Source organism: Solitalea longa (assembly GCF_002920915.1).
Lineage (GTDB): Bacteria > Bacteroidota > Bacteroidia > Sphingobacteriales > Sphingobacteriaceae > Solitalea > Solitalea longa.
The window spans coordinates 81,702-97,798 of the sequence record NZ_PQVF01000001.1; the positions used below are offsets into that span (position 1 = coordinate 81,702).

General features: G+C 40.1%; 10 protein-coding genes. All 10 read left to right on the forward strand.

Annotated elements, in window-relative coordinates; all coding sequences use genetic code 11:
- Positions 1-30: 30 nt before the first annotated feature.
- The 10 genes from miaB (at position 31) to C3K47_RS00430 (ending at position 15,945) form a co-directional block, all read left to right on the forward strand.
- Complete coding sequence (gene miaB, locus C3K47_RS00385; RefSeq protein ID WP_103787094.1) at positions 31-1,449, forward strand: tRNA (N6-isopentenyl adenosine(37)-C2)-methylthiotransferase MiaB; 1,419 nt, start codon at positions 31-33, stop codon at positions 1,447-1,449.
- Positions 1,450-1,531: 82 nt separating this feature from the next.
- A complete protein-coding gene (locus C3K47_RS00390; RefSeq protein ID WP_103787095.1) occupies positions 1,532-1,897 on the forward strand; it encodes a four helix bundle protein in 366 nt (121 codons plus the stop codon).
- Positions 1,898-1,958: 61 nt separating this feature from the next.
- Complete coding sequence (locus C3K47_RS00395; protein WP_103787096.1) at positions 1,959-3,203, forward strand: sigma-54 interaction domain-containing protein; 1,245 nt, start codon at positions 1,959-1,961, stop codon at positions 3,201-3,203.
- Between the two features lie 22 nt (positions 3,204-3,225).
- A complete protein-coding gene (locus C3K47_RS00400; RefSeq protein WP_103787097.1) occupies positions 3,226-3,738 on the forward strand; it encodes an LptE family protein in 513 nt (170 codons plus the stop codon).
- Between the two features lie 3 nt (positions 3,739-3,741).
- Positions 3,742-4,992, forward strand: a complete 1,251-nt coding sequence (locus C3K47_RS00405; protein ID WP_103787098.1) for a hypothetical protein — start codon at positions 3,742-3,744, stop codon at positions 4,990-4,992.
- Positions 4,993-5,041: 49 nt separating this feature from the next.
- On the forward strand, positions 5,042-5,401 hold the full coding sequence (gene secG / locus C3K47_RS00410) for a preprotein translocase subunit SecG (RefSeq protein ID WP_103787099.1): 360 nt from the start codon (positions 5,042-5,044) through the stop codon (positions 5,399-5,401).
- 194 nt (positions 5,402-5,595) lie between these two features.
- Entirely contained in the window at positions 5,596-9,333 is a 3,738-nt protein-coding gene (locus C3K47_RS00415) for a sensor histidine kinase (RefSeq protein ID WP_103787100.1), read from the forward strand.
- A 130-nt stretch (positions 9,334-9,463) separates the two neighbouring features.
- Entirely contained in the window at positions 9,464-12,496 is a 3,033-nt protein-coding gene (locus tag C3K47_RS00420; protein WP_103787101.1) for a GH92 family glycosyl hydrolase, read from the forward strand.
- A 9-nt stretch (positions 12,497-12,505) separates the two neighbouring features.
- On the forward strand, positions 12,506-13,282 hold the full coding sequence (locus C3K47_RS00425) for a copper homeostasis protein CutC (protein ID WP_103787102.1): 777 nt from the start codon (positions 12,506-12,508) through the stop codon (positions 13,280-13,282).
- Between the two features lie 14 nt (positions 13,283-13,296).
- A complete protein-coding gene (locus C3K47_RS00430) occupies positions 13,297-15,945 on the forward strand; it encodes a beta-mannosidase (protein WP_243392468.1) in 2,649 nt (882 codons plus the stop codon).
- Positions 15,946-16,097: the final 152 nt, after the last annotated feature.

Genomic DNA, 16,097 nt, shown 5'->3' on the forward strand with positions numbered 1-16,097 from the left:
CAGTTGATTAGTTTAAATAAGTGAAGAGATATGTTTAACACGGGGATTACGGTAAAAGAACACGATGAAGCTCGCCAGGGAGAGGCGTTAGTTTTAGAAAACCAAACGGGCAAAAATAATGGGCGCAAGCTTTATATTGAAAGCTATGGATGTCAGATGAACTTTTCTGACTCCGAAATCGTGGCTTCTATTATGCTCGATACCGGCTTTACTACAACGAATGCTTATCAGGAAGCAGATGTGATCTTTATCAACACCTGTTCTATCCGAGAAAATGCAGAACAACGCGTTCGCAATCGCTTAAAAGAGTTTGCTGTTGCTAAAGTGCGCAAACCCGATATGGTGGTGGGCGTATTAGGCTGTATGGCTGAGCGTTTAAAAGCTAAGTTTTTGGAAGAAGAAAAACTGGTTGATATTGTTGTGGGACCTGATGCTTACCGTGACCTTCCTAACCTGATCGAAAGGGTTGACGATGGTAGCAAAGCAGTTAATGTACTCCTGTCGAGAGAAGAAACCTACGCCGACATTAATCCGGTACGATTAACCAGTAACGGTATTTCGGCATTTGTTTCCATAATGCGTGGTTGCGACAATATGTGTTCTTTTTGTGTGGTGCCTTTTACCCGCGGACGTGAACGCAGTCGTGATGCACATTCAATAGTAAAAGAAGTAAGCGATCTATATAATAATGGCTACAAGGAGGTAACTCTTTTGGGCCAAAACGTCGACTCCTATAAATGGAGCAATGAAGAAGGCACTGAATCGGTGAATTTCGCTCAACTTCTGGAGCGGGTTGCATTGGTAAGTCCTGAGGTTCGTGTTCGTTTTTCAACTTCACATCCTAAAGATATTACGGATGAAGTATTGCACACTATGGGCAAATACGAAAACATCTGTAAGTATATTCACTTGCCGGTGCAATCGGGCAATAGCAGGATACTCGATTTAATGAATCGTACTTATGACCGTGAATGGTACATGGGTCGTATTGAGGCCATTCGCCGAATTATTCCAGGTTGTGCTATTTCAACCGACGTTATAACTGGTTTTTGTTCAGAGACCGAAGAAGAACATCAGGAGACTTTGAGCATGATGGATTTTGTGCAATATGATTATGCCTACATGTTCATGTACTCGGAGCGTCCCGGCACACCGGCGGCTAAAAAGCTGACCGATGATATTCCTACTGAGGTTAAAAATCGACGATTAACAGAGATCATCAATAAGCAGCAAGCTCATTCAAAAATTCGCCTGGAGCAACAATTAGGTAAAGTTCAAAAAGTATTGGTTGAAGGTCTGTCAAAAAAATCAGATCTGGATTTCTGCGGAAGAAATGACCAGAATGCCATGGTAATTTTCCCGGTAATTGAAGGCGTTAAACCTGGCGATTATGTGAGTGTACGGGTTGAGCGTTGCACTTCAGCTACATTGATTGGGAAGATGGAGTAAGCGTTAAGTGATTGAATGAGAGAATGATTGAATGACAAATTAATTTTCGATATTCATCAATCATCTACTTATTCATCATACAATGGAAAAAACAAACAAAGAAGAGTTCGTTAAAGAATTCAAAGCTAGAACAAAGACTTTTGTAGTCAGAAATATTAACTTATTCAGGCATTTGCCTAAGACTACAGAGGCTGATATTATCGGAAAACAGCTTCTTCGATCTTCATCTTCTGTTGGAGCCAATTATCGAGCAGCTTGCAGAGCCCGATCAAAAGCTGAATTCTTTGCGAAATTAAGTATAGTAGTTGAAGAAGCTGATGAGTCTCTTTTTTGGCTGGAAGTGATTTTAGAGACAGGCATTTTGCCTGCAACGAAGCTTGAATCATTGATTAAAGAAACTGAAGAGATACTTTCAATAGTCGCAAAAGCAAGAAAAAATACATATTGATAGTGTGCATTTATTCTTTCATTCAATTATTCAATCCTTCTTTCATTATTGATGCACATTAATGAACGTACAAGAAATTAAACAACGATTCGGAATAATTGGTAACTCACCGTTGCTGAATAGGGCTATTGATATCGCCCGGCAGGTGGCACCTACTGATATTTCGGTACTTATAACAGGTGAAAGTGGATCGGGCAAAGAGGCCTTTTCTCATATTATCCATAATATCAGTCACCGTAAGCATGGTCCGTTTATAGCGGTTAACTGTGGAGCAATCCCTGAGGGAACGGTAGATTCAGAGTTATTCGGTCACGTAAAAGGATCATTTACCAATGCTGTTGATGATCGAAAAGGATATTTCGAAGTAGTAAACGGAGGCACCATTTTTTTAGATGAGGTTGCCGAATTACCACTCGGAACCCAGGCCCGTTTACTTCGCATTTTAGAAACAGGCGAGTATCTAAGGGTAGGTTCATCAAAAGTACAGAAAACGGATGTTCGCATTGTGGCGGCTACCAATGTGGAGGTATATGATGCCGTTCAAAAAGGGAAATTCCGCGAAGACCTCTATTACCGTCTTAACACCGTACCGCTGCGTATTCCATCGTTACGTGAGCGCAAGGAAGATGTTTATTTATTATTCAGAAAATTTGTAGCTGACTTTAGCGAGAAATACCGTAGCCCTTCGATACAATTAACTGAAGATGCACGACAAGTGCTCGAAAATTACTCATGGCCGGGGAACGTGAGGCAGCTTAGAAATCTGGCAGAGCAAATTGCTGTTTTGGAAAAAAACCGGGAGGTGGATGCTATAACATTGCGTCATTATCTACCCACCGAGCAGTCGAGTACTTTGCCAATGATTCGAAAAGATGGTGGCCAATCAATGGATTTTTCGGAAAGAGACATCTTATATAAGGTGCTATTCGATATGCGAAAGGATATTACCGATTTAAAGAAATTGGTAGTGGAGATCATTCAGCATCCCGATGGAATCAATCATATTGTTCAATCAAATCCGCAAATCATTACCAAGCTTTACAGCGACGTACAGCCGTTTGAAAGCGAAGAGATCCGACAGCCGATCAATATTGAACCGGCTCCGGTAGCCCATACACCACAGCCGCATTATCACCCAATTAACCTGGCTGAGGAAGTGGAAGAAAGTCTTTCGTTGAATGACCAGGAAGCTGATCTGATAAAGAAGGCACTTAAAAAACATAAAGGAAAACGAAAATACGCAGCAACAGAATTGGGAATATCTGAACGTACCCTTTATCGTAAAATTAAAGAGTTAAATTTATAGAGAAATCCGGCTTGAATTTATAATGAAGAAAATAGTTTATTTAATAGCTTTTACACTTTTTGCACATTCCCTTTCGGGGTGTTATTCTTTTACCGGAACTTCCATTCCGCTTAGTGTAAAAACCTATTCGGTTCAGTTTTTTGAGAACAGGGCTCCATTGGTTGACCCAACCCTGAGTCAGAAGTTTACCGAATCATTAAAAGATCGGATTTCGCGTCAGTCGCCATTAGCATTAACCAAAGGGTTTGGTGATGTTAATTTTGAAGGTACTATTACCGGATATCGGGTTGAACCGGTGGCATTTAGCTCAACTGGCGAAACCGGTAGCGCTGAACAGAACCGGCTTACTATTACCGTTCAGGTAAAATGCACCAATACCAAAGATGAAAAGCAAAGCTTTGAACAATCGTTCTCCCAATTTGAGAACTTTTCAAAAACTCAAAACTTATCAGGTGTATTTCAAATTGAGCTAAATCAGCTTATAATTGATAAGTTAACAACAGATATTTATAACAGGGCATTTTCAAACTGGTAAAATTTGAACGTAGAAGAATTCAATAATTCAATTACTAATCCGACGGGGTCGGCAAGTGTTTCAGCGTCGGCAATTAAGCAGGGGGTGGCAAAATATCCTTATTGTGCTTCGCTGCATTTTATGCATGCTAAAATTGCCAAGCGAAACGGCGATAAAGCTTATGAAACACTTAGAGATACTGCCTCGGCTCATGCAACCAGCAGAGAGGCCTTGTATGCCTATTTAAACCCTCCAGTTGCAATCAAGCTGTTCGAGGAGCCGAATGACAACTTTTTCACTTCTGCGATTCGAACTCCTGCCGAACCGGTTATTGAAGAGCCTACGGCTGTTTCATGGGAGACTGTAACTGCTGAACCTGTTCAGGAGGAACCAATTTTGGATGAAGAAGTGGCAATACCTTTTGAATCTTCAGCAGCGGAGACCATCGTTCCTAAGGATTATTTTGATGTTAGCGATGACCTGCCTGAAGAGTTCATAGGCGTATCATTAACTCCTGAAGAGACCACACCAACTACTGAAGATGGAAAGATTGATGAAGACAGTTTTGAAACACCTCCAGAGTTTCACCGCTGGAAAGACAGTTTAGAAATTCCTATCAATTTAAAACTACAACAGGATGTTAAGCCAAAGGAAACTGATAAGGAGCCTGAAATAATTATTGAGGCAGTAGAACCCATAACCGTTGCTCAACCCAAAATTGAAGCAGGACAGGTTTTTGAGCCGATGCCTTTAATAGTAAGAGGTGATACTGCAGTGGCAGCCAACCTTGATGATAAATTACCGCATACTTTTACTTTTTGGTTGCGTCGCATAAGAAGGATGCAGCAGGAAGTAAATAAAGCTGCCGACAATATTAAGCTTGACCAATCTCAACCTATTAAAAAAGTGGTTTCTCCTGATATTGGGAAAGAGTTTCTGGAAAACGCTTTGCACATTTCAAACCTGAATGACCTTGAACAAACAGTGGTTATTGAGTTTGATATGCGCAAAAAGGAAGATCAGATCATCGAAAAGTTCATTCGCGAGGAGCCAATGATCAGGGCTGTTCAATTAAATGAGATTTCCTTTGAAGATAAAGCAGAAAAAAGCCAAAATGAAGGTAGCGTAATAGTGACCGAAACGATGGCCAAGGTCTATGCCGATCAGCATTTATTTGAGAAAGCCATTTCGGTTTACGAAAAATTGTGTTTGAAATATCCGGAAAAAAATACTTACTTTGCGGCTCAAATTGAGAAACTTAGAGCTAAGAACTAAGCTATCAGGCAATTAAACAAGGAAACAGAATTATAATTATAGCAGAAAGATGTATACGGCATTAGTGATCTTAACAATTTTAATAGCGATTTTACTGGTATTAATCGTTTTAGTGCAAAATCCTAAAGGCGGAGGTTTAAGCTCGGCTTTCGGTGGCGGGAACCAAATGATGGGTGTTCAAAAAACCTCTGATTTTCTTGAAAAAGCAACCTGGACCTTAGTTATTGGTTTATTAGTTGTAAGCCTTTCTACCAATATGTTCATTAACAGAAGTGCAGAACAAGGTGAATCAGCTATTCAGAAACAAATTGATAACACCAGCATGCCAGCTCAAGCGCCAGCAAAATTACCAGCAGCTAACAATGCTGCACCAGCTGCTCAACCGGCAACTGATACTGTAAAAAAATAATCGTTAACAAACACATAGCAAAAAGCAGCTTATTCAAAATAAGCTGCTTTTTTTTTGTCCTAATTCGCAACAGATAAATAAAACTTGTTTTTCTTTAAAAGTTGGTTTATTTTTTAAGTTTATGAAGTTATTATGAAACATAGGCGCCCGATTTATACGATGAGCTTATGTTTTAGTATTGATTTTTACGAGGCATGATAAGAACCAACGCAAAGTTTATTTTCTATACGCTCACATTAATAGGAACGCTGTTTATAGTTAATTATACGGTTAGTTATTTTTCGAAGCCTGATACAGAGTTAAGAATGGTTGCCAACCGGGCCAGCCGCATTATTACCGAAAAATCAAACTTCATTGACAACTTTTATGCTGGTTCTATTAAGGACAAAAACCTTAATTCGTTAACGGTTAACACTACCGAAATTTTAGAAAGGCTAAAAAATCAAAATATAAATCTGTTACAGTTTAAGGATAATAAACTGATTTTTTGGAGTAGCAATCAGCTCATTGTTAACAACCCCGATGAAATAAAAAACGGAAATTCCTTTATTAAGCTCTCCAATGGTTGGTATTATGCAAGCAAACAAACCTATAATGGCACTACCAGTTTGTTTTTAATGCTCATAAAAACAGAGTATTCTTTCCAAAACAGTTACCTCAAAAATTCGTTTGTGGATGAGCTGAAGATCCCCTCCTATTTTAAATTGTCAAATGCTGGAGAAAAAGGTGTTGTTTATGTACCCATTGGAACTGATATGGTGCTATTTGCCCTGAAAATTGACACTATTTTAAAGGATCAGGACATTTCCGTAGCCAAAATTGTTATTGAGAGCCTCATAATTGCCATCTCATTTGTATTGCTAATGTTGCTTGGCGATTTCTTTTATGAAAAAGGGAAAAAGCATATCACCTTTATTTTTGCAGTAATTATTCCGCTGCTTTTCCGGGTCGTTATGCTGGAGTTTAGCGTTCCCGGTGAGTTTTATCGTACTAAATTATTTGACCCCACCATTTATGCTTCCACTTATCCCAATAATTCGTTAGGCGATCTTATGCTAAATGTATTATTGGTATTTGGCATTGTTTGGTATGGCACTAAAAAGATCAAACCTTTCGATCTTTCCTATGGCAAAAAAACAACGAAATATATTATAACCGCTCTGTTACTGCTGTTCATTTTTAAGATCTGCCAACTCCAGTACTCAATTTTTGAAGGCGTCATTTTAAACTCCCGCATAGAATTCGACCTTTCGAAGGTGCTTGATATTGGAGGTTACTGCCTTATTGGGCTGCTAATTACCGGGCTCATATTATACGCGTTCTTTTTGCTCTCCTATTTGCTGGTTTCCTTCTTTAATGAGTTCAATTTTTCAGAATATGAAAAACTGGGTATTTTCCTGGTTTCCATCATTTTATTTACGGTGTATTTCCTTTTAAAAGGAAATTATAACGTTTACTATTTATTAATAGCGTTGTTTTTCTTGATTTTAGAGCGCAGTGCACGATTAGGAAAAAACGTTTTGGCTTTTCCTGAGCGAACCTTAGTGCTGCTTATTTTTTCTACGATCGTAGCATCAAGCCTCAACAGCTTATTAAATGAGAAAGAGGGCGAAAACCGGAAACTACTGGCTTTAAAACTTGAGGATTCAACCGATCCGATTGCCGAGATTATATTCACCGACATTAAGAAGAAGATCAAGACCGATCCGGTGGTCATTAACTATTTCCTTTCTGATGAAAAAAACCGTTTAATGCTAAATGAACGTTTGCAAAAGGTTTATTTCGGAGGTTATTTTTCGCGGTATGAAGTTAATACCTATCCTGTTTCCTTCTCCTCTGAAGAAGCCGTTGCCAGCAAAGAAGTTACAGAGTTAAAATCGATGCTTGCGGAAAACAAAGTTGATTTCAATAAAAATCGGTCAAAGCTCGATACGCTTTTTCAACCTAAAGGACTGCCTGGTATTCAACATTATATAGGAGTGGTGAGTATTCAGAATACGGTGAAGCCGGCTCTGTTGATCTTCGACATAAGTTCAAAGCTTGCCGAGCACGGTAATAGGTATCCGCAGTTGCTGCTCGAAAATAATTTGAATGTAAATAAGGAGCTCGAAAATTATTCGTACGCATTATATAATAATGGGAAATTGTTGATCAACCGCGGTGATTATGCCTACCGGGTTAACAACCTGGAGTTTAAAAGCAAGTTCCGATCTGAGGATAGCTACTTTTTAAGTTTAAATGGTTATAATCACTTGGTGTATCGTGCCGGTAACCATACCGACATTGTTGTTAGCCGTAAGAATCATGATTTCTTTAACGAATTGGCCGTATTTTCTTATGTTTTAGGTTTTGCTATCCTATACGCAACCATCATTTTCCTGATCCGAAACACCATTTCTTTTGTCCGGCAAAATCATTCACTGTTACTGAACTTTAAGCTTAAGCAGGTTTTCAATTCCATAAACATGTTATTTAAAACCCGCATTCAGTTATCAATGATCATGGCGGTAATGGTTTCTATTCTTGTTATTGGCTGGGTAACCTTGTTAAATGTTCGCAAACAGTATAAAGATCAGCAGAATGCATTGATCATCGAACGGATTAACCTGGCAAGTGTCAACTTTAACGCGCAGTTGATCCAAAATGACTCGTTGTTTATCAATGACGAGTTTCCGGTAAAATTCGCCTCATTTGCCGAGATCAGCTCCTCAGATATAAATCTTTATGGTCCCGATGGGCGTTTGATCCGTTCAACTCAACCTAAGTTGTTCGACAGAGGGTTGATTTCAGATTATATTAATCCGAAACCGTTTTATGACATTTCCAAAAACGGGTTTACCGAATACATTACCGAGAATGAACAGCTAGGCAAGCTAAATTATATCTCAGCCTATGCCCCCATACTTAACTCTAGAAATAAAATATTAGGCTATATAAATATTCCTTATTTCGAAAACGAGGAAGATTATCGTTCAAAGATCTCTATATTTTTAAGTTCGATCATTAATGTTTATTCATTCGTGTTCCTTGCCATTGGTATTATTGCTTTTGTGTTTTCAAATTCCATTACGGCACCACTTGAAATGTTGCTTCAAAACTTTAAGACCACAAGAATGGGCCGAAATAAACCGATTGAATGGCAAAACAATGATGAGATCGGTGCAATGGTGAATGAATACAATAATATGATCTCGGAGCTGGAGGTAAGCGCTCATAAGCTGGCCATGTCGGAACGGGAAAATGCCTGGAAGGAAATGGCCAAACAGATCGCACATGAAATTAAAAACCCATTAACGCCATTGCGTTTGGGTATTCAACATCTTGAGCGCTCGTGGCGCGACAAGGATCCGAATTTCGATCACAAGTTCGAAAAATTCAGCAAAAGCTTTGTTCAGCAAATTGATAGTCTTTCCTTCATTGCTTCAGAGTTTTCGAGCTTTGCCAAAATGCCCGAAACCCGCAATGAGATCTTTGATGTAAAAGAGATCCTTGAGCAAACTGTTAATATTTTTAAAGAGACTGAAAGCGCAGAAGTAATTTTTCGCTCATGGAATTATTATAACACACAAATATATGCCGACAAGGACCAGCTGCTTCGTTCGTTTAACAACCTGGTGAAAAATGCGTTGCAGGCCATGCCGACTGATGAAAAAGGGATAGTAATGATAGATTTAACAGGTTCGGAGAATGAGGTATCAATCACAATTTCCGATACGGGTAGTGGTATTCCTGACGAAATGCGGGAAAAAGTTTTCGCACCAAATTTTACTACCAAGAGCTCAGGAATGGGTATTGGGCTTGCGTTCGTTAAAAATTCAATTGAAAACGCAGGCGGTTTAATTCGTTTTAACTCGGTTGCCGGCGTTGGAACCACTTTTTATATCAATCTCCCTGTGGTGAAAAGTAAGGTGATAAATACAAAATACGATTAGCCATTAACTTGATCAGAGCTGAAATGTTTAGGAAAAGGTATGATTTGTGCTTTCAATTCGTTTTTTAAGTCAAAGCTCTTTTGCATTTTATCACAGAATCCCGATTTTCGGAATTACAAACCAAACACCCATGAATCAGCGTTTAGTCAAGATTTGGCTATCAATTTTACTTTGTACCTCAATTTTTGGAGTTAACGCCCAAAAACTAACTTCTTATGTAAATCCTTTTGTCGGAACTGCCGGCCACGGCCATACATTTCCAGGGGCAACTTTGCCTTTTGGCATGGTGCAGGTAAGTCCCGATACCGGAACCGAAGGCTGGGACTGGTGCTCAGGTTACCACAGTTCCGATAGTTCCATTATTGGTTTTTCACACACACATTTAAGCGGGACAGGCGGTGCTGATTACGGCGATATTTTATTAATGCCTACCATTGGTGCCTGGAAATTGGAGCCGGGAACAAAGGCAAATCCTTCAGAAGGTTACCGCTCTCGTTTTAAACACGAAAATGAAACGGCAGCACCAGGCTATTACAGTGTTTTTTTAGATGATTATAAAGTGAAGGCTGAACTTACCGCCACCCAACGGGTGGGGTTTCATCGATATGTCTATCCTAAATCATCAGTAAGCAATATTGTAATTGATCTAAAGCACGGCATTTCAGATGAGGTGGTTGAAAGCTTTATTCAAATCAATGGAAATGATGAAGTGGTGGGGCTTCGCCGATCAAAAGGCTGGGCAAATGACCAATATGTTTATTTCGTTATTAAATTCTCAAAGCCATTTAAAAAATTTGCGGTTGCCGATGGCCAGGATCTGATAGTTGATGGCAGAAAAATGGAAGGTAAGGCTGTTAAAGGAATTTTTCGTTTCTCCACCAAAGACCAGGAGGCCATACTTACCAAGGTATCCATCTCTTCAGTAAGTATTGATGGCGCCCGGAGAAATCTTGAAGCTGAGCTCCCCGGATGGGACTTTGATCAAACTAAAACCACTGCCGAAAGTATATGGGAAAAACAACTGGGAACTATTAAAATAAATGCCCCGGTTGACTCCATCGATTCATCCAGGGTAAACCAGAAAAAAATATTTTATACGGCACTTTATCATTGCTTTATTCATCCTAACATTTATAATGATGTTGACGGGCAATACAGAGGAATGGATAAGAAGATCCATGAAGCTGACGGTAACCATTACACCGTGTTTTCGCTATGGGATACCTTCAGGGCCTTGCATCCATTATTTTCCATTATCGCTCCTGAAAAAAATAATGAATTTGTTCAGTCCATGCTCGAAGATTACCAACAATCGGGCAGTTTACCCATTTGGGAATTGGCTTCTAATGAAACAGGAACCATGATCGGTTATCATGCCATTCCGGTTATTTCGGATATGATTTTAAAGGAGCAGGCTTCCTTCGATATAAATATGGCTTATGAAGCTATGAAAAAAAGTGCCATGGATGATGATCGGGGGCTAAAGTATTATAAACTGAATGGATTTATTCCACGGGAACTGGAGAATAATGCCGTTTCAAAACAACTCGAGTATGCCTACGACGATTGGTGCATTGCCCAGGTAGCCAAAAAGCTAGGAAAGGAAAATGACTATGAATACTTTTTGGGCAGAGCTTTGAACTATCAAAATACCTTTGACCCAACTGTCGGTTTTATGAGAGGCAGAAATGTGTACGGACAATGGAACCCTGAGTTTGATCCATCGCAGGTTTCAATTTTAGGCAGTGGTGATTTTACCGAAGGTAACTCATGGCAGTATAGTTTCTTTGCTCCGCAGGATGTAAACGGACTAATCAGTCTTTATGGCGGAGATGATCGTTTCAGCGCTAAACTGGATAGCTTATTTAGTCAAAAGCCGCATGTTAGCAATGAACAGGCTGTGGATGTAAGCGGTTTAGTAGGTCAGTATGCGCAAGGAAATGAACCAAGCCATCATGTGGCCTACCTATACAACTTTGTGGGCAAGCCCTGGAAAACGCAACAGATGGCAAGCAAAATTGCGGAAGAGCTTTACACTCCGGAGCGAGATGGCCTTTGTGGAAACGAGGACTGCGGACAAATGTCGGCTTGGTTCGTTTTTACCAGCCTTGGCTTTTACCCGGTTAATCCTGCATCGGGCCAATATATTATAGGAAGTCCTTTGTTTGAATCGGTAACCCTTAACCCTGAAACAGATCATGCATTTACAATTACCGCGCATAATAATTCTGAAGACAATAAGTACATTCAATCAGCTTCATTAAACGGCAACTCTTATGTTAAAGGGTTTATCAATCATTCGGCTATTATCAAATCAGGTTCGTTGGAATTTAATTTAGGAGGTACCCCAAATAAGGACTGGGCAGTAGCAAAAGAAAACAGACCGAACCACAGTATTACAATGCCTGCCGACGCGAAAAAGGAAAGTTTGTTATTTATGCCTTATGAAGCTTCGGGCAAAACGCTTTTCGTTGGAAAAAAATCGGTTCAATTAAAAACGGAAACACCAGCCGCTAAGATCTATTACACGTTTGATGACTCCCCTCCTTCTAACAATTCTAAACTATACGATCGTCCTTTCGAAATAAACAAAAGCCAAACAGTTAATGCTGTTGCAATAGATAACAACGGGGTTCAAAGTGAAGTTTCTACTTTAAACTTTACCCGTGCACAAATCAAACGAGCTAAAGCCCGGTTCCCTAAAATTTCATCAACGGCAACAGCAGGAACAACTTACCCGAATACGGCTGATGTTTTACTGGATGCTACGTTTGGAACCTACAACTTTAGAGACGGGTATTGGTTTGCCTCAAATGACGAACGCTACAGCTTAATTATTGAGCTTGAAAAACCTATGTGGGTTAAAACCTTAAAAATGCGATTCATGCAAAACACAGGTTCCTGGATCTTCTTGCCTAAAACCATTTCTTTTCAGGTGTCGGTTGATGGAAAGACCTTCACAGAGGTGGGAACAGTTGAAAATGAAATCCCCTTGGGCCAGCAGGAGATCGACATAAAAGAATTTACCAAACCTTGTGATTCCAAAGAAAAGATCAAATTTATTAAGGTTAACGTAGAAAATATTGGAAATTTACCCGGATGGCATCCTGGTGCCGGTAATCGTCCATGGATGTTTTCTGATGAATTGATTCTGGAATATTAATTTTTAATAATGAATACGATCATTGAGCCTACACTGGAAATATGCTGCTACTCGGCTGAATCGGTAGCTGAGGCAGCGAAAGGTGGGGCGCACCGCGTAGAACTTTGCGATAGCATGCAAGATGGCGGCACCACGCCCAGCATGGGAACCATTGCTATGGCCCGCAAGGTTAAGGACATAAAACTGTATGTGATCATTCGTCCGCGTGGAGGCGATTTTTGCTATAACCCTACCGAGTTTGAAGTAATGAAATACGACATTACAGAGGCAAAAAGACTTGGTGCTGATGGAGTGGTGATCGGTATTTTAAATGCTGACGGCTCTATAGACGTCGATCGAACCAAACAATTAGTTGATCTCGCCCAGCCATTGGATGTCACTTTCCATCGTGCTTTTGATATGAGCAACAATCCAGTTGAGTCGCTTGAGGCTATTTATTCATGCGGGATCAAACGAATCCTAACTTCTGGAGCCTATAATACCGCCCCCGAAGGAGTTTCTGTACTTCAGTCATTATCGGAACAGGCGGGCAACCGCATAGCTATTATGGCTGGTAGCGGTGTAAACGCCGGCAATATGGAGCAGCTATTTAAAGCGGGTATTCGTCATTTTCACTCTTCGGCCACCAAATTTGTAAATACCGAGATGCAATACCGCAACCCAAATATTAAAATGGGAAAAGAAGGTCAATTATCAGAATTTGAGAAGCCGATAGTTGATGTAGAAAAAGTAAAAGCAATGAAAGATAAACTGGACGATCTTTCTAACATTAAAATTAGCCGATAACAACCTTACCAACCATGAAAATCTTTAAACAACTATACCTTACTCTTATCGTTATGGCAGCAGCTCAAACCGCCTGGTCACAATCGGTAAAAGTCATTGAACTCAACCAGGGATGGAAATTTAAACAAGCCGATGGCAACCAATGGCTGCCTGCAACTGTTCCGGGTACTGTTCATACCGACCTGCTGGCGAATAAAGTAATTAACGCCCCTTTTTACCGAAACAACGAAAAAGAGGTTCAATGGATAGAAACTAAAGATTGGGTGTATGAAACTACCGTTAACATTGATGATGAGCTTAACACCTACAATAATATTGACCTGCAGTTCGATGGCTTAGATACCTATGCGGACATTTTCATAAACGACTCTCTGGCTTTGAAAACCAATAATATGTTTATTGGTTACCAGCTGCATGTGAAAGATTTTCTAAAGCCGGGCGAAAATAAATTAAAGATCTATTTTCATTCGCCGGTAAACACGGCTTTGCCACAGGCAAATGCCTCTGCTATAAAATATCCCGCCGACAATGAGCAATCGCAAATAAAAACCAGTGTATTTACCCGTAAAGCTCCTTATCACTACGGCTGGGATTGGGGGCCGCGATTTGTTACCTCAGGTATTTGGAAACCAATAAAGCTTATTGCCTGGAACAAAGTGCGAATTATTGACACTTACGTTCAGCAGTTATACTTAAGCAATTCTCAAGCATCTTTGGAAGCCGATCTCGAGCTTGAATCAGCAATTGATAAAACTGTTCAGTTGAAAGTCTCGAGCCCTGATAATGAATTCGTACCGGTTTACATGGATCAATACCTTACGCCGGGCCGACAAAATGTGCATGTTACCTTTAAAATTGAAAACCCAAAACGCTGGTGGCCTAATGGTTTAGGCGAGCAAAAATTATATAAGGTAAACCTGGAAGTGCTCACGGAGGATGGAGGCGACAGCAAATTACAGAAGATCGGCCTAAGAAGTTTACAAGTAGTGAATGAGCCGGATTCAATGGGCGAAAGTTTCTACGTAAAAGTAAATGGGGCCCCGGTTTTCATGAAAGGTGCAAATTATATTCCTTCTGATAGTTTTCTGCCCAGGGTTACCACCGACCGCTTGCAAAAAGTATTCGCGGATGTAAAGCAGTCGAATATGAATATGCTGCGCATTTGGGGTGGAGGCGTTTATGAAAGCGATGAGTTTTACAATTTAGCCGATGAAAATGGCATTCTGATTTGGCAGGATTTTATGTTTGCCTGCACCATGTATCCTTCTGATTCAGCTTTTCTTGCCAGTGTTAAAGCCGAAGCTGAATATAATGTTAAGCGCTTGCGTAAGCATCCTAGCCTTGCGTTGTGGTGCGGCAATAATGAAATTGGTGTGGCCTGGAAAAACTGGGGTTGGCAAAGCACCTACAAATACAGTGAGAAAGAACAACAGGAATTAGTTGAAGGCTATAAAAAAGTGTTTGATGAAGTGTTGCCGCATGCAGTAGAGCGCTTCGATATCAACCGTTTTTATTTTCCTACATCGCCAATAAGTAATTGGGGCAAAGCCGAGGATTTTAAGAAAGGCGACAACCATTTTTGGGGGGTATGGCATGCCGAGCTTCCCTTTGAAGAATATAACACCCATATTCCCCGCTTTATGAGCGAGTATGGCTTCCAGTCGTTTCCAGATATGATTACCGTTAAGCGTTTTGCCAAAACCGAAGATTTCGACATTAACTCTCCGGTAATGAAAACGCACCAGAAAAGTTATAAGGGAAACGGCTTGATTAAGGTTTATATGGATCGTTATTACCGCCAACCAAAAGACTTTGAATCGTTTCTGTACGTGGGTCAACTGTTGCAAGCCGAAGGAATTAAATTGGCTATTGAGGCCCATCGTCGCAATATGCCTTACTGCATGGGCACTTTATATTGGCAATTAAATGATTGCTGGCCGGTAGCTTCCTGGAGTAGTATTGATTACTACGGACGATGGAAAGCGTTACAGTATTATGCAAAAGAAGCGTTCTCGCCCATTTTGGTGGACCCGGAAATTGAAAAAGAGAAGTTGAATATTTATGCCATTTCTGATTTAAGAGAAAATAAACCGGCTGAATTAAAGTTGAAGCTCATAGATTTTAAAGGAAACCAGGTTTGGGCCAAATCCGAGAATGTGCATCTTGCGGCTAATGCCAGCAAGGTAATTTATACAGAGCCACTAAATGCGCATATTGGTACATTAAACAAGACGGAACATTTGCTATCGATTGAGTTATTGGTTGACGGAAAAATTGCCTCAAAAAATATCCTTTACCTTGATACCATTAAAGCAATCAATCTTGCTAAGCCAACTATTACAACCGAAATTACGGCTTATGATAAAGGCTTCAGAATTAAACTGGGAACTGATATTTTAGCTAAAAACATTTACCTGCAATTGCCCAATGATCAGTCATCAGCCTTCGCGCAAAACTATTTCGATCTATTGCCGGGAGAAACCGTTACCATTGATTTTTCATCAGGGCTCACTTTGGAACAAGTTAAGAATAACTTAAAGATCATGACTTTAGCCGATAGCTATAAAACGGTCGAAAACAACTCCACTAAAGCTGCCGAAACTAAAGAGCCAGAAAAACCTGGTTTTTTAGAACGAATGAAGAACAAGTTGAAAAAGAATTAGAGCGATTATGGGGCTAAGTTCTATGATCCGGTGATTGCAAGGTGGTTTGTCGTGGATCCCAAGCGGAATCAAGAGTCGAACACTTAATACAATCAGGGAGGTCGAGCCCGCCAATGGGAGGCAATTTTCTTTATGGCTTGCAGGCTGGGTAT

Excerpts from the sequence above, each read along its gene's own strand:
- miaB (WP_103787094.1), top strand. The coding sequence starts at position 31 with ATGTTTAACACGGGGATTACGGTAAAAGAACACGATGAAGCTCGCCAG.
- C3K47_RS00390 (WP_103787095.1), top strand. The coding sequence starts at position 1,532 with ATGGAAAAAACAAACAAAGAAGAGTTCGTTAAAGAATTCAAAGCTAGA.
- C3K47_RS00395 (WP_103787096.1), top strand. The coding sequence starts at position 1,959 with ATGAACGTACAAGAAATTAAACAACGATTCGGAATAATTGGTAACTCA.
- C3K47_RS00400 (WP_103787097.1), top strand. The coding sequence starts at position 3,226 with ATGAAGAAAATAGTTTATTTAATAGCTTTTACACTTTTTGCACATTCC.
- secG (WP_103787099.1), top strand. The coding sequence starts at position 5,042 with ATGTATACGGCATTAGTGATCTTAACAATTTTAATAGCGATTTTACTG.
- C3K47_RS00415 (WP_103787100.1), top strand. The coding sequence starts at position 5,596 with ATGATAAGAACCAACGCAAAGTTTATTTTCTATACGCTCACATTAATA.
- C3K47_RS00420 (WP_103787101.1), top strand. The coding sequence starts at position 9,464 with ATGAATCAGCGTTTAGTCAAGATTTGGCTATCAATTTTACTTTGTACC.
- C3K47_RS00425 (WP_103787102.1), top strand. The coding sequence starts at position 12,506 with ATGAATACGATCATTGAGCCTACACTGGAAATATGCTGCTACTCGGCT.
- C3K47_RS00430 (WP_243392468.1), top strand. The coding sequence starts at position 13,297 with ATGAAAATCTTTAAACAACTATACCTTACTCTTATCGTTATGGCAGCA.